Origin of the sequence: Okeania sp. SIO2C2 (genome assembly GCF_010692625.1) — a bacterium.
GTDB classification, from domain to species: Bacteria; Cyanobacteriota; Cyanobacteriia; order Cyanobacteriales; family Microcoleaceae; genus Okeania; species Okeania hirsuta.
The window spans coordinates 52,829-74,662 of sequence record NZ_JAAHGM010000001.1; the positions used below are offsets into that span (position 1 = coordinate 52,829).

General features: G+C 36.2%; 13 protein-coding genes, 1 tRNA gene and 1 pseudogene. 6 read left to right on the forward strand and 9 right to left on the reverse strand.

The features are described 5' to 3' along the window. Positions 1 to 41: 41 nt before the first annotated feature. The 5 genes from F6K18_RS00245 to F6K18_RS00265 form a co-directional block, all read right to left on the reverse strand. Positions 42 to 1,286, reverse strand: coding sequence for an NAD(P)/FAD-dependent oxidoreductase (locus F6K18_RS00245; protein ID WP_287517550.1), 1,245 nt, complete (start codon positions 1,284 to 1,286; stop codon positions 42 to 44). A gap of 1,106 nt (positions 1,287 to 2,392) precedes the next feature. Then, positions 2,393 to 3,850 (reverse strand): MBOAT family protein, encoded by a 1,458-nt coding sequence (locus F6K18_RS00250; protein ID WP_124143983.1) that lies wholly within the window; start codon positions 3,848 to 3,850, stop codon positions 2,393 to 2,395. Positions 3,851 to 4,385: 535 nt separating this feature from the next. After that, on the reverse strand, positions 4,386 to 4,793 hold the full coding sequence (locus F6K18_RS00255) for an acyl carrier protein (protein WP_124143982.1): 408 nt from the start codon (positions 4,791 to 4,793) through the stop codon (positions 4,386 to 4,388). Then, positions 4,765 to 6,567, reverse strand: coding sequence for an acyl-CoA dehydrogenase (locus F6K18_RS00260; protein ID WP_287517553.1), 1,803 nt, complete (start codon positions 6,565 to 6,567; stop codon positions 4,765 to 4,767). The genes F6K18_RS00255 and F6K18_RS00260 overlap by 29 nt, the downstream gene beginning before the upstream one ends. 31 nt (positions 6,568 to 6,598) lie before the next feature. Beyond that, positions 6,599 to 8,413 (reverse strand): fatty acyl-AMP ligase, encoded by a 1,815-nt coding sequence (locus F6K18_RS00265; protein WP_287517555.1) that lies wholly within the window; start codon positions 8,411 to 8,413, stop codon positions 6,599 to 6,601. Positions 8,414 to 9,476: 1,063 nt separating this feature from the next. Between F6K18_RS00265 and F6K18_RS00270 the strand changes: the two genes are divergently transcribed. Beyond that, positions 9,477 to 9,815 (forward strand): hypothetical protein, encoded by a 339-nt coding sequence (locus F6K18_RS00270; protein WP_287517557.1) that lies wholly within the window; start codon positions 9,477 to 9,479, stop codon positions 9,813 to 9,815. 475 nt (positions 9,816 to 10,290) lie between these two features. Next, positions 10,291 to 12,438: a pentapeptide repeat-containing protein gene (locus F6K18_RS00275; protein WP_287517559.1), complete on the forward strand. Its 2,148-nt coding sequence runs from the start codon at positions 10,291 to 10,293 to the stop codon at positions 12,436 to 12,438. A 150-nt stretch (positions 12,439 to 12,588) separates the two neighbouring features. On the opposite strand, the gene fba is transcribed toward F6K18_RS00275, so the two are convergent. From fba to F6K18_RS00295, 4 genes are all read right to left on the reverse strand, one after another. Beyond that, positions 12,589 to 13,668, reverse strand: coding sequence for a class II fructose-bisphosphate aldolase (fba, locus tag F6K18_RS00280; protein ID WP_124143977.1), 1,080 nt, complete (start codon positions 13,666 to 13,668; stop codon positions 12,589 to 12,591). A 592-nt stretch (positions 13,669 to 14,260) separates the two neighbouring features. After that, positions 14,261 to 14,332, reverse strand: a tRNA-Lys gene (locus tag F6K18_RS00285). 994 nt (positions 14,333 to 15,326) lie between these two features. Beyond that, positions 15,327 to 16,199 (reverse strand): aldose epimerase, encoded by an 873-nt coding sequence (locus F6K18_RS00290; protein WP_287517561.1) that lies wholly within the window; start codon positions 16,197 to 16,199, stop codon positions 15,327 to 15,329. Between the two features lie 301 nt (positions 16,200 to 16,500). Further along, a complete protein-coding gene (locus F6K18_RS00295) occupies positions 16,501 to 18,264 on the reverse strand; it encodes a CapA family protein (protein WP_287517562.1) in 1,764 nt (587 codons plus the stop codon). 332 nt (positions 18,265 to 18,596) lie between these two features. Here F6K18_RS00295 and F6K18_RS37195 point away from each other — a divergent pair. From F6K18_RS37195 to F6K18_RS00330, 4 genes and pseudogenes are all read left to right on the forward strand, one after another. Further along, positions 18,597 to 19,441: pseudogene (locus tag F6K18_RS37195) on the forward strand (IS1 family transposase). A 748-nt stretch (positions 19,442 to 20,189) separates the two neighbouring features. Further along, complete coding sequence (locus tag F6K18_RS00320) at positions 20,190 to 20,471, forward strand: hypothetical protein (protein ID WP_287517568.1); 282 nt, start codon at positions 20,190 to 20,192, stop codon at positions 20,469 to 20,471. 768 nt (positions 20,472 to 21,239) lie between these two features. Beyond that, entirely contained in the window at positions 21,240 to 21,380 is a 141-nt protein-coding gene (locus F6K18_RS00325) for a hypothetical protein (protein ID WP_287517571.1), read from the forward strand. Between the two features lie 128 nt (positions 21,381 to 21,508). Continuing rightward, positions 21,509 to 21,823 carry a DUF6679 family protein gene (locus F6K18_RS00330; RefSeq protein ID WP_124143973.1) on the forward strand — a complete coding sequence of 105 codons (315 nt, stop codon included), beginning with the start codon at positions 21,509 to 21,511 and terminating at the stop codon, positions 21,821 to 21,823. Positions 21,824 to 21,834: the final 11 nt, after the last annotated feature.

Below are 21,834 nucleotides of genomic sequence, written 5' to 3' on the forward strand. Positions count from 1 at the left end.
TGCTATAGTTATTGACTGTATTAAAATTATAAATTATCTATTTATCTCAATTTTTTGTTACTAGCTGATTTGCCAAATAAATGTTGCCACCAAACTTGTAATCTATGGCGAATAACTTTAAATTTGTGAGATAAAGTAGGTAATCTTTGAAGATAAACTCCTAACCTAACCAAAGCAGCAAAAGAGCCAGATAAACTAATACCAAAACTAGAAATAGCTGCCGTATTCATCCCCAAAGTAATCATCTCTCCCAAATGTAAATAATGAAACGGTCTTGGGCGTTTATTATTTAAAGTTTTCCATAAATTTTTGGCTGCTTGACTTGCTTGTTGATAAGCAACTTGAGCTGTTGCTGGAAGTTGTTGTTTATTAGCATATAAAATCTCCGCAACATCTCCCAATGCAAATACTTCTGGATAGTCAACTAACTGTAAAGTTGGCTCACAAATAAGTTGACCTCTAGAATTATGAGAACAATCCAAATTTTTCACCAACTCTCTCATTTGAGTCCCCGCAGTCCATAATATTAAATCGGTGGGAATAACAGCAGTTTCTCCAGCTTGCAAAATAGTGATTTTGTCAGCTTCAATAGCATTCACACCTGTCTGTAAACTGATTAAAACATTTCTTTTATCTAAAGCACGTTGAGCATTTTTCCGAGTAGCAGGAGTAAAACTTTTCAAAATTTCCTTTCCTCTTTCTATCAGGCGTATTTCTCCCCTTTTCCCTAATCTATCTGCTATTTTTCCTGCTAACTCTACCCCACTCGGACCCCCACCTACAATACTTACCAGAATTTTTTCTTGGCTAGAATTTTCCAAACTTTGTAACTTTTGTTCGAGGTTTTGAGTATCAGCTAAAGTTCTGAATGTCAAAACATTTTCTGCACCATTTGGTATTTTTCCATTAGTGACACCCACAGCAATAACTAAATAATCATAAGGCAAATTTCCTCCCTCTAAAAGTTTAACTTGACTACTTTTTAAATCAATATCTTCAACCGTGTCTTGGCAAAACTGAATGTCTTTATTTTTGAGTAATTTATCAAAAGATGGAGCTATTTCCCAAGTTTTAAGTTCATCTGTAATCACCTCATAAAGTAAGGGAGTAAACACAATATGATCCTGTGAATCTATTAAAATTATTTGACAGTTTTTATGTTTAAATCCCCGAAAGCTTTGTAAATACAATGCTGTATAAAGACCGCCGAAGCCACCGCCTAAAATACAAATTTTTGTAGGTACATTACTTCCTTTTACTGTTTCAGATATTTTTCCAGTTTCCACAGCTTTTAATATCGATAATTATTGATTTTTGGCGTTGGTGAAAAGAGGTATGATATCTTGTCCGGATAAGAGCGCGAACAAAAAACTTTCCCCTCCTATTCCTTATTTCTTCTTCTTTATTCCCTCCTGACTCCTGACTCCTGACTCCTGACTCCTAAATAATTAAGATTAATATCATACCCTAATTTACCAGCGCCGATTTTTTACCTATTCTATAAAAATTACTCCTGACAAATCCCGATATGAAAATTTTCAGGAAGCAGCCTTCAACAATTAATCATTAATCATTAATTATTAATTATTAATTATTAATTATTAACTCTCCTTGAAAAAAAGAGAATTAACTCAAAATATTTTTTTTTCTTTTTTCTCCTTTAAAGGAGAGGCTTTAAATCTTAATTATTCGGTAATTTTTTTTTAAATTAACTTCAAAATTTTTACAGGTATAGCAATTTACTCTGGCATATTTACACATTATTTTTTGTACATCTTTTCTAGATTGCACTTAATAACTCTAAGTTGTAAGTACCTGAAAGCGCATTGCTATAATTATATTTTTGAATCAAGTCATATAAAACTTTTTGTCAGAGCAAAATGTATTAGTACCTAACCAATTTTACTATTCAGAATTCTCCTTGCCACTATTGTTTTCATACCCTAACACCTAACCCAAAGTTTTAATATGATAGTAGAGCTTGTTTTAACCTCCATCGACCGCATGTTTGGTTTTACTGAAATATTTCTTCAACCGATATACATCAGCACTCCAAATTAAAATCAATATGATCGCATTTAATCTGTTAACCATTGTATTTCACGCCCCAAAAAGTTTTGTAAATCCAAAATATTCTTTCGGAACAAATGTTTTAAATCTAATCATTAGACATCTTGCAGAAGTCAGGGAATAGGGTATTGGAAATAGGGAGATGAAATTATTGATTTGATATCTTAAATTGATTTAATTAACACTTTTACCGAAAATTTGTGGTTCAAACCCTTCTCTTTTAAGGGGATAAAAAGAAAAATTTTCCTTTGAGTCAATCCTATCCCTTTTAAAGGAGAGGTAATTATTAATTATTAATTATTAATTGTTGAACAGAGTTCTATTAAAACTCAAAGTAAATAAATTCAGAAGGAATAGTTGCCCCCAGTAAAATAGTTAAACCTAGCAGACCCCTAGATATCCAAGGAGATAGCAACAACTCATACTCATCTCGCTGCTGCCAAACTGCCAAATGTTCTAAAAATAATGCCCCGATCGCCACAGCTAAAGTAAAAACTAAAGCCCAAGCCTCATTTATGCTATAAGAGCTAAAAGCATCGATCACCCCTGAAAGTGAATAAGCTCCAGGTGTAACTAAAGTTACTAACTTAGTACCCAACCTACTAATATTAGTTTCCATAAAAAATAAACAGCCTAGAGTCACGGACATAAACGTCAAGGCCCAGGAAACTAAATCAGTTCTAGAAGTCCATCTACCCACAAACCTCTGAAAAGGTCTCCCGGCATATCTGATTGCCAATAGTAATGCTCCGTGGTAAGCTCCCCATAAAATAAAATTCCAGGCTGCCCCGTGCCAAAAGCCTGAAAGAGTAAATGTTATAAATAAATAAAATGGTGCCCATTGTTTATTTGCACCCATCAAAGGAATAAAAACATAGTCCCTAAACCAGTTACTCAGAGTAATGTGCCAACGTCGCCAAAATTCTTGGATACTGACAGAAGTGTAGGGTGCCAGAAAGTTTAATTCTAGTTTAACTCCCACAAATCTAGCGATACCAACAGCCATAAAGCTGTAACCACCAAAGTCAAAATATATTCTTAAAGTAAACAAAAAGGCATGAAACCAAACTAACAAAGCATTTGTTGCTTGCTCTAGGTCTATATATGGAGTAATGTTATCTGCTAGAACAAATTTCATAAATAAGCCTAGAGATAACCATCGCAAACCTAATTCAAAGTTTTCTACAGTAAACTTGAATTTAAAAGATTCTAACTGGGGTAATAACTGTTTGCGTCTTTCGATTGGACCTGCTACAATTTGGGGAAAAAATGCGATAAAGTTGACGTAATCTATGAAATTAATTGGCTTTTTCTTTTTAGCTGTAAAAGAATCTACAACAAATGCCACCATCTGAAAAGTATAAAAAGAAATACCTGGTGGAATAGTCTTATATACAGGTAAAGGAAAACTTTGTTGCCAATTATTCGGAATTCCTACCACTAAACCTACTACATCTTCTACAAAAAATGTGAGATATTTAAAGTATGCTAATACTGCTACATCAAATACTATTAAAAATGTAGCGATCGCCCTTGACTCCCAACCACGCCTTTGCAACATTAGTCGCACCATTATGTAGTTGAAAATCACCTCAAATATAAATACGGCAAAACTTTTTAAACTAGCATTTAAAAATAATGTTAGTGATAATACCATCAAGCCAATGGTATCAAAATAATCTTGCCAGAAGTTTAACCTTTTTCCTAGAGCGCGGATGGTGAAGAAAGGCACACTAAAAATCAGCAGCACCCACCAGAAGGAAAAATCAGAAAAATTCAATTAACTATTTCCTCCTCTATACTTGATAGCAACCTATCCCAATAAATTATGGTATGAGGTATTTGTCAATCTCTGAAATATTGAAAGATTTTTTAGTTACCAAAAGCAATTTTATTATTGGTAACTAAGATTTTTAATTTTATGAAGATAAAGTCTTAATATATACTAAAAATCATTAGTATAACTAAGTAAAAATTCAGCCGTGAGCCATCAGCTATCTGCTATCTGCTATTACTTTTGGTAAACATTCAAAGCTGTATTAATTCAGCCCGGATTAAATCTTACTACAAAAGTCGTTAAGTCTATTTAAATTTCAACCCTATCCTCAAAAGCAGACTATTATAGCACTTGAAGCACAGGTTAGAACAGCTCAAGAGTCTAAAACTTAGACCAGGTGTAAGATTTTTCCTTTTGCCTTCTGCCTTCTGCCCTCTGCTATATTGCTGTTTGCGTAGCATCCCGCAGGGAAGTGCTGACTGCTCATAGCTAAATCCTCACATAACTAAGAATTTTCTCCGGGGGTTCTTCAGTTATTTTATGAACCACTTACTCCCTTCCAAAAACCACCCCAACCTTTACCAGATTTTTCAGCAGTTTCTTCCGCTTCTTCTGTTTTTTCTTCAGAGCTTGCCAAATTTTCTAATGCCTCAGAAATATCAAACTCAGAAACTAAATATTGAGCAGATTTTTCTATAGTTGGATAATCCCAAAATAAAGTAGAAGGTAACTCTAATTCTAGTTCATCTTCCAGCTCACCAACTAGAGTTACTGCATCAATTGAGTCCAAACCATAACGAGTTAAAGGTTCGGTAAATTCGATAGTACTTTTGTCAACAGACAATTGTTCTGCTAACTTTTCAGCAATCCACTTTTGTAAAATTTCTAAGGGGGAATTTTCTGTTTTTGCTTCAGTATTAAGCGTGCTGGAGTTCTGAACTTGCATTTATTTTATTCTCCTGTTTTTTAGTTTGTGCTAGTTGAAAAGGAACAATAGAAAAGATTTTATTTTCGTTATCAAGTTTGAGCATTTCTTGAGTAACTTTTTCCCAATATAATTGGTCTACTTTTCGTGAATGCCCAAAAGGTTGCAGTAGACGATTTAAACATAGTACCAACCACTCACCACCTGCAAAAAAATCACCCAGTATTTCGCGGTTATAAATCCACATATGCAAACACGCAGCAGCAGCGTGTAAAGCACAGTATTTTTTAGCTATTTCAAATAATTCTGGTGACTGGTCGTGACCAAACTCAAATGCTGAATTAGCAATTTGTTGGTCGTGAGCGTTTACTTCTTCAATAACACACTCAGTCAGTGTAGTAATTTGCTCTAAAACTTTAGTATTTATGTTAGCAGTTTTTAAAGCTTTTAACTGTTCTAAAGCAATTTCTAATCCTTGTAAAGCATCATCAGATCCCCGTCCTACAATTTCCAGTTTTTCTGGTTCAAAAGTAGGCAATTGTTTCTCCAAGGAAAAGATTATTTCCAGACGAGATTTAATTGCTTCCATCTTAGCATAATTCCGTCTAGAACGTTGTTTTGTTAACTGACGAAACTGTAAAATTAGAGAATGCAAATTAACAACTGTACTACCATCAAATACACTAATAATTGAGTTATCTCTCAGCACTTTTTGAAACATTCCCCAGTCATGTTCTTCCCGCATATAAAAACGAGAACCTAACACCACTGAAATATTATTAATCATCGTTTCTAGCTGAGTAGTAACAAAATATTTCACCACTGCACCCCAGACACTAAATTGTCCAGGAACAACATGAAATCCTCTCGCTGCTCCAATTGTTTCACAATCACCAATTAAGATGTCTAAAAAAGCTTCAGTCAAAGTTCTGCGAGGTTGAGGAATATCTAAAACTTTTTTGTTGTAAACAACTCGATTGATCGCAAATTTTAATGTAGTTCTTAAGGCTGTGTCAGCAGCTCCAAGAGAAAAAGCTGCACACAAAGTTCTGGTAATTTGAAATCCTTTCAGAGCTACTTCTAGACCGGATCCTTCTCCCTTAATCAACATATCTTCAGGAACAAAGCAATCCTTAAAACCTATCCCACTCATATCAGAAGCACGAATTCCGTGGGTAAGGATTTTTGGTAAATTGTAGTAATTTGCTGGGTCTAGTCGGCTTTTTTCTACCATAAATAAAGACAGACCTCTAGCTCCTCCATCCTCTTGGTCTGTCTTTGCTAATATATAAGAAACTCCAGAAATAGTTGCACGATTTATCGGCCACTTTTCCCCATTAAGTAGATAACCTCCAGGAACTTTTGTTGCGTTCAAATCTCCACCAATTAGGTCTGCACCATGTTCCTTCTCTGAGTAACCAAGGCACATTGCCCCATGTTCATCTTTAATATAGGTTGCTAACTTTTGCTTTTGTTCGTCCGTACCTGCCATCCAGGTAATAAAAGACCAAAATAAGGTAGTAAAAGCAATTCCAATTGTTTGGTCGCGTCTACACAAAACTCTAACGAAGGCCACAAACTCTTCAAAAGAAGTAAACTCCCCCCCACAATTAACAGGGATATAGTGATGTTGTAGCTTCCAATTATAGAGCCATTCAATTTCCTGGTGTGGAAATTCTTCACTCTCATCAATTTCAATTACTCTCTTGAAAGACATTGTACTGTCTGGATTTTGTGGATCGCCAAGAGCACGCTCTAACTCTTCAGCTACCCAATATTGCTTGAGTTTATCCATGCTAAATCTCCTATTTATCTAGGTTTAATTTCTAGCTATTTTTCATTTGGGATGCTAATGACTCAACTTCTTCTTGTAACTTTCGATACTTGGAGGTTAGTTGAGGATTTTCACTCCAGTCAGATATCACGTCTAGGGTTCCGGCCAAAAAATTGGAACGACAAGCACGACGTTGAATCTTGCCACTAGCAGTCTTAAGAATATTTCCTGACTTAGCCAAAATTACAGCATAAGCTTGTAATTCATGGTCTTCTGAAACAGCTTGGCGGATATCATTGATGACTTTCTCCGTATCCAAATCTTGAGTGCGACGTTCTACCTCTTGAACAATGACTAAATGTTCATCACCCCTAACTTCGACTGAAAAAGCAGCACCATAATCTGGACGAAGTGCCGGATGAACCTGTTGTACTGTCCACTCAATATCTTGGGGATAGTGATTTGTACCTCGGATAATAATTAAATCTTTAATCCTACCCGTAATATACAACTCCCCATCTTTCATAAATCCCATGTCTCCAGTCCGCAAAAACGGACCCTCTCCACTATCTTTGATGTAACCTTGGAATGTTTCCTTGGTAGCTTCCGGGCGTTCCCAGTATCCTTGAGCTACACTGGGGTCCGATACCCAAATCTCTCCCACTTCATCAGTAGCACATTTTGCTAAAGTTTCTGGATTGACAATGGCTACCTGAGTTTCACAAACTAAGCGACCACAAGATGGATAAGCTCTTACCCCTGCTGCATCGGGAGAAACTTTTACAATTTTATTTTTTTCTACTAGAGCAGTTGCATCTATAGTGCAAAGTACGGGTTCTGTGAGTTTAGGTTTAGCTGAAACCAGTAAAGTATCTTCTGCTAGTCCATAACATGGAGCAAAAGCATTCCAACGAAAACCACAAGCTGAGAAAGTTTTGTAGAAACTCTCCATAACTTTTGGGTTAATAGGTTCTGCTGCATTACCTGCTGCTTCCCAATTACTAAGGTCTAAAGTAGATAGTTGTTTTGGCTTAACTCGGCGAACACAAAGGTCATAAGCAAAGTTAGGTGCTTGAGAGTGGGTCGCTTTATAATTTGACAGAGCTTGCAGCCATCTCAGAGGTTGCTTCACAAATGAGAATGGGGACATTATGTAGCATGGAGTTCCGTTGTATAGGGGTTCCATCATTCCTTCCACTAACCCATAATCATGGAAGAAAGGCATCCAGGTAATAGTTTTGCTTTCTGGTGTGTACCCACAAGCTCTCTGTAGATAGCTTAAGTGGTGAATTAAGTTTTTGTGGGTCAGCATTACCCCTTTTGGAGTAGAAGTAGAACCAGAGGTATACTGCAAATACGCTAGTGTATCGCCAGTAATACCTGGATCTTTCCATTCCTGAGCTATTTCTAAATCAACAGATTCAGTATCTATCCAGCGCATTGTCTCGAACTCAGGAAATTCATCAGCCACTTCTTCCACAAGGGAAATAATTGTGGCCGTCGTGAGAACTAGGGAAGCTTGAGCATCTTGAACTATAGCTCTGAGTCTAGGCAAGGTTCGTTTGAGACGACCTGCTTCTGGAGGAGGTACTGGAATTGCGATAACTCCAGAGTATAGACAACCACAGAAAGCTGCTATTGCTTCTAGTCCTTGTGGATAGAGTAGTAAACCTCGCTCTCCTTTGACTTCATTTTTCTGTAAAAATGCTGCAATAGCTCGTACTCGATGCTCTAGTGAAGCATAGGTAAAGTTTTCCCCTTCTTTTTTGCCGTCAACCAAAAAAGTGTATGCTAGTTTTTCTGGTTGTTCTGCTGATAAAGTCTGAAGTAGGTCTATTAGGGTGGAATATTTCACTGTCTCACTCATTAGAATAGGAGAAGTATTGGCTCATTTTATGTATTCAGATATTATTTGGTTATCTGGATTGGACTTAGGATTTTACTTTAGATGATTTATCCTGAGTAATACACCTATTATAATGTAATTTTAGTGACATTTACTTATTTTGCTTGAGCCTCAAAGCTTGATAAAGCGCTGCAATAAGTGGGTTTTCAACTATGAGGTGGTAATTTTTTTTACTATACTCTTAGCCAATCTGTTTTATTTTGGCATAAGTTGATCGACGATTGCAACTTTTAGGTTGGTTCTTTACAGAATCTTTAAGTAATCGGATAGGCTTGCAGAGAATTTTATCCTACTTTATATTTTGCACGTCAATCTTTAATACTAAAAGTAGTACGGCAAGAGCAAGAGTGGTTAAATACTTAACTTTGGCTTCCAAATCAAAAAATCCTATTCAACTGAAAGCAGGAGAGCAGGGTAGGGGAGCCATAAGTTTGACCAAGTAAGGAGGCAGTCCAAAAATCCAGGGCTATTTCATTCTTTATAGATTACCTGGGTGTTGGGAGTATGGGAAGTGTAGAGAAAAACTACAACTTTTTTATGGGTTGAATTAACTGTTTGGGGGTTTGCATTTTCCCATATCCCCCACCAACCCATACCTCTAAAACTCACTCCCCCCAATAAGTTTCAGCCTTAATGAAACAGCTATGCCAAAAATTGGATATTTAATTTTTTGTTATTTCCTGATGTAGCAGTCGAAGCAGAACTTAGGACATTCCTAAATGCTCCAACCCAGTCATAGATTACGTATGCACGGGCGAATGGCCATTCACCCGTACTGACTTCTGACTTCTGACTTGCGCGTAGGGCTATACTTGGTCAATCATCTCAATATTCTATATTTTAGATAAAAATATAGAATATTGAGAATTTATAGTAGTCGAAGGAAAGGTTAGGACAGATCAAAAGCTTAAAACTCAGACAACGTAAGATTTTTCCTTTTTTCTTCCTTCTTCCTTCTGGTATATAATTATTCCTGAGCAAATATTATCTATAATTTGATGAGTTAAAGTAAAACTTTTTTTAGATGAATAATTACAACAATAATAACTTTAAAAAAAATCCCGAAGTAGACCAGGGATATGTACCAAATGTATTGATCCCTCTATCTAATATTTTTAAGTCTATTCAAGGTTTTTATTACCAATTGTTAGAATGGTTTAAGGAACTTCCTCAATGGGCAAAAATTATAAGTTTAATTATTATTCCTCTATTCATAATCAAAATATTAGAGGCGATTATCAGTTTAGTTTCTTTGTTAATTACTATAGCTGTGTTTGGAGGAGCGATTTATATAGGATATAAATTTTTATTCTTACCTAATTATTCAGAAACAGGTAAATATGAAGGTGAAAGACAGAAATGAATTATGATTATTGCTGCAAACTATTAATAAATACTCAAAAATATAGGTATTATTGATACATTAAAAAATATATAAATAAAGACGAATACTAGATTTATTGGCAGTCTTAGTCTGAGTAAAATTTGCTCAATTAGATTAGTTATAGTATTTACCTAGTGTAGTGTGAAATAAAGTATCAAAATTAGTTTGACCACAAAACAATAATAGTATATAGTATTTATGCGATCGGTTACCAGCACTGTATGAATTGATTACAGGTTTTATCTGTTAATAAAATTTAGACATAACGGATAAGTTTGGAAAGTATGGGAAAATAAATATAGAACCAGCTTAAATGTGATATTAGCTCCTTATTTGTTCCTAGTTAGGAAACTAAAAAAAAGGGTGAAAACAGGTGGCCTTAATAGTAATACCATACTTAACGGTGCAAAATAATTAGTCTAAAAGTTGAGAATACTAGAGTAAGCACATCAATATGACAAGCCCAACTTTTGGTTCAGATATTTCAGATATCAATAATAGTAATAACACAGAGGCATCGTGGCAACAAAAATCCCAGCAATTACCTATCTGGGTCCGTAGATGTGGTGCTTGGACTACAGAAGTATCCCTGGTTGTTCTTAGTGGAATAGTTCCATTTTGGCTTGGTCACTTGGGTAATATAGGCAACAAATCTGTTCCTCTCAACCCAGTAGTAGCAACCACCACAGAAGCAATTGCCAATACTTTAGGAATTCCTTTACGAAACCGTGATCAGAAAGTAACACCTCTGGCTAATCTATTTTGGTCTGGAGCATTATTAGCTCCTTTAGCAATTGTAGGTTGGCAATTATTTTTGTTAGCTAGAACAGGTCAAACATTGCCTAAGCGTTGGTTTGAAATCAGAGTTGTGACAGCTTTAGGAACTTCTCCAGGCTTGAGAAGAACCCTAGTCCGTGAGGGTTTTGCTAAATGGGGATTACCTATGGGAACTGCCTACTTGATTTGGTATCTAACTGGGGCATTTCCTTCTTTAGCAATTCTATTAGCATTGTCAGGGTTAGCATTACTAGGTGATATTTCTTTGATTCGTTTCAATAAACTACGCCGCACAGGACACGATCAATTAGTAGACACTTTTGTTGTAGATGCTCGCTCTGGCCAATTAGATTCTAATCCTTTTAATTTTATCGATACTCAGACACAAGCTTCAATAGCAGCAATTGTTACTACTCACAAAAAATCAGAAGGTTTTCATCTTTGGCCTTGGATGCGAAAAAATCCAGGTATGACTTTACTGATGATAACTGCTTTAGGTATGGTCTCGGTTTTGGGGACAATTTTTGGTACTCATGTTTATATTCAAAATCAAGCAAATTGGCGGGAGTTTAAACAACAAGATAATGATATGTTTCTGGCTCTTGTGAATAAGTTGTCCCTGACTTCGAGTAAACCTCAGCAACGACAAGTGGCAGTTTTAGCTTTGGGTTCTACTAAAGATCCTCGTGCCATACCATTATTAGTTGATTTGTTGGGGCAAGAAAATGAACCAAGTATACTTGATGGAATTCAACAATCTTTAGTTAGTGCTGGACCAACGGTAATACCGGAACTACATCGCTTAAATCAAGCCCTCAAAAATGATCTAGATTCTCTAAGTTATGGAGGCAACTCTCAAGAACAGCTTCTGGTATCTCTGCGACTACGAGCTACTCAAAAGGCGATCGCTAAAGTCCTCAAAGTTTACAGTGGGTCGGTTAAAGAGGCTGACTTAAGTGGCGTTGATTTAGGTCAGATAACTTCTGGCCCTGCTAGCTTTACTTTGATATTAGAAAATACTGATTTGTCTGGAGTGAAATTTAGAGGCGCTACTCTTAATCAGGCTAGTTTTAAGAATAGTCGCTTTTATGGACCAGGAAAAGATAATCGCTTAGGAACTTTTGACGATTTGATTGCTGATTTGAGTGGAGCAAATCTGATAGAAACCAATTTAACGGGTGCGGTATTTGGCCCAGTGGTGATGAAGCGTGCAGACTTATTTAGAGCAATTCTAAATAAAGCAAAAATGCCTGATTCGATTCTGGCAGAAGCAAACTTAAGCAGTGCTAAGTTAATTGAAACTGATTTACAGCGAGCAAATTTAACAGAAGCAAGTTTGACTGGTGCAGATTTAGGAAGTGCTAATTTATCAGAAGCTAATTTACACAGAGCTCATTTAAGTAAAGTTAAGGCTGAAGGAGCTAGCTTTCAATCATCTAATTTAATGGAGTCTAATTGGCAAGGAGCAAATTTATCAGGGGCAAACTTCAGTAAAAGTAATTTGAGAAAAGCAGATTTGAGTTTGGCCCAACTAACTAATGTTAATTTTCGGAATGCTCAACTACAGAATGCTAATTTACGAAACGCAGATTTGAGTTTGGCAGATTTACGAGGAGCAAATTTGAGTGGAACTGATTTAAAAGGAGCCAAATTAGTAACTCCAAAACCGGCTCAATTAGATCAATTTTTGGCCAGTCCACTTGATACATTCAAATCCGATTATTTAAGGGGAGTTAATTTTAATTTTGCCAAAAACTTAGATCCTAATCAAATTAATTACATTTGTAAACAGGGGGGAATTCACGAGCAATGTACGAATAATTAATTAAATTAAATAAATTAGTGGGTTTGTTAATCGAGCAGTTAAGAATGCTAAAAAAAAATGAGAAACCCTAATTATTTTCAGGGCTTCTCATCAATTAAACTAATTAAATATTTCAGAAGCTTAAATGTAGAATTCTGATTTTGTTATCAACTAGACTGCTACAGCCTTTTTAGTAGTAGCAGCTAATTCTCCACTAGCATATTTAGCAGCAAACTCATCCAAAGTTTGAACCTTAATTTTGCTAGCGTTACCAGCAGTACCAAATTGTTGATAGCGATCAGCACAAACCTGTTTCATGTACTTGATAGAAGGCTTCATAAAGTGACGAGGGTCAAAGTTAGAAGGATCTTGAGCAGCAGCTTCACGAATAGCAGCAGTAATGGCCAAACGGTTATCAGTATCGATGTTTACCTTACGAACACCACTCTTGATTCCTTTTTGAATTTCTTCTACAGGTACACCATAGGTTTCTGGAATTGAACCACCATATTTGTTGATCATTTCCAACAAGTCTTGAGGTACAGAAGAAGAACCATGCATAACCAAGTGAGTATTGGGTAGGCGACGGTGAATTTCTTCAATACGGCTAATAGCTAGAATTTCTCCTGTAGGCTTACGGGTAAACTTGTAAGCACCATGGCTAGTACCAATAGCAACTGCTAGAGCATCTACTTGGGTACGTTCTACAAATTCTACTGCTTCATCTGGGTCTGTCAAAAGTTGTTCGCGAGAAAGGACACCTTCTGCACCATGACCATCTTCTTTATCGCCCATGCCAGTTTCTAGAGAACCTAAGCAACCTAGTTCTCCTTCGACACTTACACCAATGGAGTGAGCAACTTTAACTACTTCAGCAGTAACATTAACGTTATAGTCGAAGCTAGCAGGAGTCTTAGCATCTGCCTCTAGAGAGCCGTCCATCATCACGCTAGTGAAACCATGGCGCATAGCAGAATAGCAAGTAGAGGGTGCATTACCATGGTCTTGGTGCATGGCGATGGGAATATGAGGATATGTCTCTACGGCGGCTATAATTAAGTGACGTAGAAAAATTTCACCAGCATACTTACGCGCTCCACGAGAAGCTTGGAGAATTACAGGACTGTTTGTTTCATCAGCCGCCTGCATAATGGACTGAATTTGCTCCATGTTGTTGACATTATATGCAGGAATTCCATAACCGTTTTCTGCTGCGTGGTCTAATAATAACCGCATTGGTACGATAGCCATACCTTGTCCTCCTATATTTTTTGTTATTAGCCGATGGGTAAATTTGATTTACTTAAGTTTAAATCTTACGACAATATTAAGACAAATTGAAGATTCTGTCTATCAATATAATATTTTAGATATAAAAATTATTATGGCAAATAATATCTACCGCTTTAACGAAGTCAAAAGTCAGAAGTTATAAGTCAGAAGTGATTTTTGTAACGGGGATTTGAGCAAAGCTCCAAAAATATTTCGTCTTAAAAGACGGGGCTGCGCGACCCAATTAGGGTCTGCTGAAAAAATTGGTTGGTGGGGGTAGGACATGGGGACGCAGAGACACGGGGACGCGGAGATGGAGGAACAGGCAATGGTTTCAGCCATTTTATGTGAAGAAATCTTCTTGATTTTCAGCAGAAAATTTCAGTAAATTGATGCCAATAAGAGCCATAAACTTAGAGATAAACTGAATATCAAAAGCTCCATTACCTTAGCTATCCTGACTTTTAGCTTTATTCAGCAAGCCCCAATTATTTTGATAAGTATAAAGGCAGAAATTTTATAGAGCAGTGGTGAAGCTCTGAATTAATTATTTTTAAGATTTTAACATTAGTGGGTCGCCCGGGATTCGAACCCGGAACAAATCGGTTAAAAGCCGAGTACTCTACCGTTGAGCTAGCGACCCCTATTAATTTTGTTTTATTTCACACTTCCGCTAAGTATAGCATAGTCATAATTAATATTGCAATAGCTTTCAGAAAAAAATTTGAGATATTGTGAAACCTTTATGGACAATTTAGTTCTTCTCTATAACATAATTAAGTTCATACCTAAGGGACAAATCAACACTAATCTCACTAACTATTAAATGTAGCAGTGTGCGGTAGTATATTTACAAATTGCAGGAACTGCCCAATAGCTAAAATTCTTATATTATCGGCTTTTTATTGCCCCTATTGCCTGTTGCCTGCGCACAGCTCTATATATAGCGTTTATCAAGTTACTCAAGTACAGTTATTTTTCTTCTTTTCTATTACTTACTACCTACTGCCTGCTCTCTACTCCCGCGCAACAAACGAATTTTGTACCTCACAAGTATGGGAATTGCTATATGATAGTTCTAAATATTTGACATCCTCTCAGGCCTGAAGGGGCCGGGATTCTCCTGAAACCAGGATTCTTGGTTTGCTGAAGCAAGGCTACGCCAACAATGAGTCCACTTAAATCAGATATGCAAGTGATATCTAAGCCAGAGATGGTTTTCTTCTCAAGGGTTTGCTCTATTGCCTCCTGCGGAGGAGCTGCGCTATCAATATCCTGTGGAATTATGCCCTACGGTACAGTTCAAACCTCAAAACTTTGGTTCTCTGATACTTGATGCTTAGAGTTTTTCCATGCACAAGCATTACTGTCAAAAAAACTATAACTCTTCTCTTGTCTTCTCTTGGTCAACATTTCCTTGCGCCTGACGGCGACGCGGGGTCTGACCGCAGTTTTAAGGTGCTAGTTCTAGTATTAGTAGCTAGGTTTTTAGAGTGGTTGAATACCTTCCAACTTTTTCTAGTATAACACAAATTCTAGTATAACACAAAGTTGCCCTAAAAGGGCAAGGCTTTAAACCCAATTTTTCGGTAAAATCATTACTTGTTTACCACTACCAAATATATAATATGCAAGCATTACAAAAATGTTGCAGTGAGCCTAACTAGCATTTCACAGGAAGACCCAGGCTCTAAATCAATCAAATGAGAACCTGTATTTAGGGAATTTGGAGTAGCTGTCCATGGTTCTAAACAATAAAATTCTTCATTTTTAACCGTCCAGAAAGCCATAGTTGAATAAGAAGATGTATAACTCAGAAGAATCTTGAGACCACGACTTCGATCGTAGACTGTAGTGGCCAACCCTGTTAATTTTTCAAATATTGCATTCACTTCATCTTGATTAAGATCAAATTTACCATTATTATAGTGGACGATTCCTGTTTTTGGTTCCACATATTGCATTGAAGGGATATCAAAGTGAAGCTGATACTTGTTTGGAGCAAAGAAATAAGGATGTAGTCCTGTTGAAAATGGCATCCTTTGTGTATTGTTCAAATTGGTGTAAACTTGGAATATTTCTATAGAATTACCTTTGATTTGATAAGTAAAAGTTAATTTAAAATCAAAGGGATAAACAGTTTTTGTGAATCTATTACTGGTTAAAACTAGAGTTATTGAAGCTCGGTCTTGAGTAGACTTTTCTATGACTTCCCAAGGTAGTTCTCGTGCAAATCCATGTTGTCTGAGAGAGTAACTATTACCATTATATTTGTATATGTTATTAGGCAAGTTGCCACAAATGGGAAACAGGATAGGTATACCACCTCTTACTATTAATTCTGGATTTTCTAACCTTTTGGAATCACAGTAAAGTAGCTCCTGATTATTAATACACCAACTTGTAATTATTCCTCCTCTCTCTGGAACGACATTTATACTAGAATTAAATCCTAAATCAGAGAGGGTATAAGTCTTGTATTGTTTTTGTTGAAGTGCGATGGCAAACACAGTTTTTAATTCAGGAATTGATTATTTAATATTGGGCATAGGGTGATGATAACTAGAAATAAAAGTCAACTTTTTTGGTTATTTGCCCAATAATTATTTAGACCTCTAGTTTTTATATGATTACAGTATAGTAACTTCCGATATACCATCAATTTTTTTTAGATAATATTTTCATTTTGCACTTTACTCTACGTCATTCTATACCTCGTATTTTCATCATCATTGAACAGGAATAATTGAATAGAAAAAACAAAGTATCTAGCAATAGTTATTATAGTTATTAATGTTTGTATGATTTTAATTAAATTCTTAAACGTGGCAATTCAATAAAAGGTTCCTTGATAAAAGGTTTTTTTATAAAAGGTTCTCTTTCTTCTTTAGCAGTTGCTTCAGGATTTAATATTGGTGGTAAAGAAAAGCTATTCTGACTATCTACACTAGCTTCTCCTTCAGACAAATTCTGAGAGTCATCTGTGGAATTTTGCTCATTTTCTATACTTCTAGGTTTAGGTGGCAACTCAGGTAAAGTTGGAGTTGATAAAATATTAGAGTTCGATCTACTTGGACTAGAGTCACTACCAGCAAACTTTACAGAAGAATCGATCTTATCTATCTTGAGAGGGGTTCTCATGGGTTGATGGAAAACACTAGAAATTTGAGCAATGTGGCTGAGAATTTCCTCTCCTTTTTTACCTACAACAACTTGAGGTTGGTATTTGCTCACCACTATCGGCAAAAACTCAATCTTCATTTTGCCTGGTTTTAAAGAGACTTTCAAGATTGCTGTGTCATAATCACTCTCTTGATTAGAAGTATCTCCAGAAATCAAATTACCCAAAGAATATATAATAGGTTGCCCCTTATAAATTTCTGCCCCCTGCAATACCTTAGGATGATGTCCTACAACTAAATCAGCACCTTGATCGATTGTTGACCTAGCTATATCCATTTGCCAGTCTCCAGGATATTCTGATAATTTTACTCCCCAGTGATAGTTAACAATAATCCAGTCTACCTGCTTTCTCAGAATTTGAATATCTGTAGCTATCTGGTCTTTATGGCGACTGTTAACTCCTACTATCCCAGCATTTGGTTGAATATCTGTATCATCATAGCTTAGGTAGGCAATCTTTTGGCCTTTAACCTTAATAATCTTGGGTTTTCTGGCCTCATCTTTTGTTTTGCCCGCTCCTACAGAGTGAATATTTGCCTGCTCTAGAATATCTATTGTTTCAACTAAGCTTTGTTGGTTATTGGCCTTATTATGGTCGTTGGCCAAATTCACTAGATCCACTCCTCCAGAAGTCAAGACATTGACATAGTTAGAATCTACTGCTAGTTTATTCTGACTGTTTGTACTATTGATGGTAGAACGAGTCAGAGGATTTTCCAGATTAACCATTGCCAGATCAGCTTTTCTATACTCATCCATTTTGGCAAAAGGTAACTTATAATCCTCTTTTACTACATCAGAAACTGGATGAGATAAATTGACATCTCCACCAAACATTAAGGTAACCGTAGGGTCGTTTGGGTTTGTGAGTTTTATATCATTAATTACTCGTACTTTTCCAGCAGCAGTTTCCACTGATGAAATTGAATTTCGCACTAGCACTTCATAATAACTTACCCAACAACCCAATATAAAGGTAGCCACCACTGAACCTATTAATATGAAAGAGCGGAATATTTGAAATTTAAAATTATTACTTTTGGTGGGAATATTAGATTGATTATTTAATGTTCTTTTTAGTGGAATTCTAACAGATTGTTTCCAGAGGATATTGGGTGAACCCCTAAAACGTCCTATAATGTTTACTCTTTCTAGCAAAGGAGAATTAAGTTGATAAAGTTGCTGACAAATAAACTTGATTAATTTCTCTGTTGGAGGTTCCTTCTGAAACTCTACTAAAACTTGTAAATATCCAGTGGTTTCTTTAGCTACACGAGCTGATATCCCTTGAGGTTTTAATTCTTTATTTATCCAGTAACTAATTGCCTTAAAATCACCGGATCGTGCTAATTCTAAAAGAGATGGTGGAGTTAAAGTAGGTGTGTAAGTCATATTTTAACCTAATAGTTAAAGCTTTCAGATAGTAGGTACAAAAGTTTGAAAAAATCAACAATACTGTATTTTGTCTAAACAAGTATGTCATCCTGACTCCGGTCGTAAGTTTTGCCTAAGTCTGTATCAGTAAAATTGACATAGGTTAAACAACAATTTTAATATTTATGACAAAAATTATCTGTAGTTTAGTATGGAAGTCAAAAAAAAATATTTAAAGAATTAAATCAGGAAGATACTTAAAGATATAAATAATATAGGTAGTCCTAAATATGTAAGGATAGAAGGAAAATATCCAAAATATAGTGTGTTGATCTGATGTCAATAATATTATATCTTGTCCCAACTGTACCTCAAACCAGATTGTCAAGAACGGTAAAATTCACGGTTGGCAAGCAAAACTTTAGATGCTGAGACTTTGGCCGACAATTTGTCCAAAATCCCCAAGGAGGAGATGACTAACCAAGAAATTAAAGAGTTGATTGATAAACTCTTGCAAGAATTGCTACCCTTAGCTGCTATTGCTCGCTTCACGGAAGTCTCTGAGCCTTGGTGACAAAGATATGTGAATCACCTTGATCAAATAGTACCCATACAGGTAAAAGTGGGAGTCAAAAAAAGGACATATGACCATCCAATGTGATGAGATGTGGTCATTCGTTGGACATAAAGGAAAAAAGCAATGGGTTTGGTTAGCTATAGATTTTGTGACTCGAGATATTGTAGGAGTGTATATCGACTCCCAAGGTATTGAGAGGGCAGAAGGATTATGACGTTCGCGGAGCGTGGCGGAGTGCCCTATTACACATCTGGTAAAAATCAAAAATAAAATCAATTCTTATCCATAAATTATCAATTATTTCTCCCTTTTGCCAGATCAGCTGTTGCCTATTGCCTCTTTTCTGGATATGTCTATATGCTACCACAAGTGTATAGACAATGTGCTGTTTGTTACACAGATTTTTGGTCTGGTTATCAAGAGATTTTTCCCAGCAAGGGACATCAGACTCTAGGAAAAGAAACTCGATCAACAAGTTACATTGAGCTACTAAATAATACTTTATGCCAAAGGATTTCTCCCTTGCTCAGAAAGACTATCTCCTTTTCCAAAAAGCTAGAAAATAACATTGGAGCGATTTGTTACTTCATTCATCATAATGCATTTTTACCTGTTTAGGAATACCATAATATAAGTATATATAGCTTCAATTTATAAATTATAGTTTTGATGATTTGGCAATTATGCCTTATGAAATTTTAAGTTTTATAGTAGCCCATGAATTTAAGTTTATTTATTTTTAAGATATGAACAAATCAGCAATTAGTGATTGTATGGGCAATGATGACCATCAGTCATGCAAATGTTACCATGTTGTCCTCAGATTGTAGAATCTGACTAGGGCGTGTCATCAATTAAAGAGGTTGACATTAGAGGTATAGTGTGTTTACGAAAAATAATTACAGGAATAACATGCATAGGACTCTTTAAATGACTAAACGTTATGGCTTGCGGGACGATCAATGGGAACGGATTCAAAATTTACTACCAGGACGTCAAGGGACGGCCGGAAGGACAGCAAAGGACAACCGTCTGTTTGTATAGCAATGTGCGCTGGCATATTTACAAATTACAAGAACTGTCCAATAGCTAAAAGTTTTGTATTATCGGTCTTTTATTCCCCCAGATGAGCTGTTGCCTGTTGCCTGTTGCCTGCGCACAGCGCTATAGAAGCTGTTTTATACAGATATAGAGCTGGAATTCCGAACCAGGAACTTATATCAAATCCGGTAGCATCGGTGTAATTAGATGGAGGGATGGAGGGATGGGGGGATGGGGAGATGGGGAGATGGGGAGATGGGGAGATGGGGAAATATTTGGTAATGGTTGAAGATGGAACATTTTTTACGTGCCGAATTAAACGGATTTGATATTACCAGAAAGATTTGGGGACTTCCGCCTTATCCATACCCGTTTTAGCCGTTGGAGTCGCTCAGGGGTCTGGGAAAGAGTATTTCACGCTTTAGCCGAAGATGCAGACAATGAATATGCCATGATTGATGCTACTATCCTTCGCCCTCATCAACACAGTGCAGGAGCCGCATACAGTAGTGCAGAACAGGAAAATATTGGCCGTAGCAAAGGAGGGTTGAGTACCAAGATACATGGAGTAGTAGATGCTCTGGGTAATCCTACTCGTTTTTTTTAACTCCAGGCCAAGGATCCGACTTGGATGGGGCGGATGTTTTATTACCGATGGTAGAAGCAGAGGCAGTTTTAGGAGATCAAGCTGATGATGCTCATTTCGAGGGTAATTAGGCCTTTAACTGAGAGAGGCATAGAGGTAGTAATTCCTCCGAAAAAAAATCGCGCGTGAACTCCGTAATTACGATGAGATACTCTACAAAGCACGTCATCTGATAGAAAATTTTTTCGCGCCTTCTCAAACAATATAGAGCGATCGCTACTAGATACGATCAACGTTCCGTTAACTTCCTGGGAGCAATTTATTTGGCAGCTTCAGTCATTTTATTAGCATAGCGATCGCTATCGACCTACAGCACACAATACCCCTACTTGTCAATTTTTTAATTGATGACACGCCCTAGAAAATTAAAAAATTATCTAAAGTTAATTGAGTTAATCAGCTAAAAGCTTTAATAAGACTAAAATAGAAGTAGGTAGTTTGACTTTCATTATCAATTACTGTTGTATAGTAGAATTAAAAATAATAGACTTGTCGCTTTATAACTTAAAAATCCCCCAAAAACCTTGTTATGTAAGGATTGTAGCTATTGGATAGCAAAAAATATTGGAATTATTGCTCTGTCTAGGTTAGAGTGATTTTTTCCCTTTATTTAGCGACAACTCTAATGAAAATCAAGTATAACAGTATAGTAAATATTCTTAAATTGCATATCAGGGCAACAAGTTGTTCTAAAAACTGATATTTAAGTTACAATATCTCCAGGAGTGAATGTTTAATGTAGTAGTATTACAAACTAACAGCACTTCTTATTACCTTTTAATGTGGCAAGCTGAAAAATTAATTTCTCTTCTAATAATTCCTTGGTGGGAGTTATGTTTTGATGGTAGTCATGCTAGTCATAGACCTTAAATATAGTTTTGAGTGTCCACTAAACTAAACAAGCTTAGAGAAAAAATTTGTTTTTGCCAACATTTTCAGTAAATAGTCTTCTGTAAGTATATTTGATCAAACTTATTGACTGGGAGTATAGAAAGCCAATGCTACAACGCAAGATATATCAAATTTGTTGTGATGGTCGTGAAGTCTGTATTTTTTTGCGAGATCAGCAGCGTTGGGTTGAAAAAGCAAAGATATTAGATATAGAGGGAGATTTAGTAACTATACGCTATGAAACAGATGAAGATGATGAAATCTGTTCTTGGGAAGAAATGGTACGTTTAGAAAGTATAGGGGCGATTACCCAAAAATTAGCATCTGTACCAAGGAATAATATAGAACCTCTAGTATCTGAAGATTGTCCAGAAGCTGAAAGAATTCGCAATCACTACCCAGAATCAAATCAGCAGGAATAATATTTAAGATA

Excerpts from the sequence above, each read along its gene's own strand:
- F6K18_RS00270 (WP_287517557.1), top strand. The coding sequence starts at position 9,477 with ATGAATAATTACAACAATAATAACTTTAAAAAAAATCCCGAAGTAGAC.
- F6K18_RS00330 (WP_124143973.1), top strand. The coding sequence starts at position 21,509 with ATGCTACAACGCAAGATATATCAAATTTGTTGTGATGGTCGTGAAGTC.
- F6K18_RS00295 (WP_287517562.1), bottom strand. The coding sequence starts at position 18,264 with ATGACTTACACACCTACTTTAACTCCACCATCTCTTTTAGAATTAGCA.
- fba (WP_124143977.1), bottom strand. The coding sequence starts at position 13,668 with ATGGCTATCGTACCAATGCGGTTATTATTAGACCACGCAGCAGAAAAC.
- F6K18_RS00260 (WP_287517553.1), bottom strand. The coding sequence starts at position 6,567 with ATGGATAAACTCAAGCAATATTGGGTAGCTGAAGAGTTAGAGCGTGCT.
- F6K18_RS00325 (WP_287517571.1), top strand. The coding sequence starts at position 21,240 with ATGTTTAATGTAGTAGTATTACAAACTAACAGCACTTCTTATTACCTT.
- F6K18_RS00265 (WP_287517555.1), bottom strand. The coding sequence starts at position 8,413 with ATGAGTGAGACAGTGAAATATTCCACCCTAATAGACCTACTTCAGACT.
- F6K18_RS00275 (WP_287517559.1), top strand. The coding sequence starts at position 10,291 with ATGACAAGCCCAACTTTTGGTTCAGATATTTCAGATATCAATAATAGT.
- F6K18_RS00255 (WP_124143982.1), bottom strand. The coding sequence starts at position 4,793 with ATGCAAGTTCAGAACTCCAGCACGCTTAATACTGAAGCAAAAACAGAA.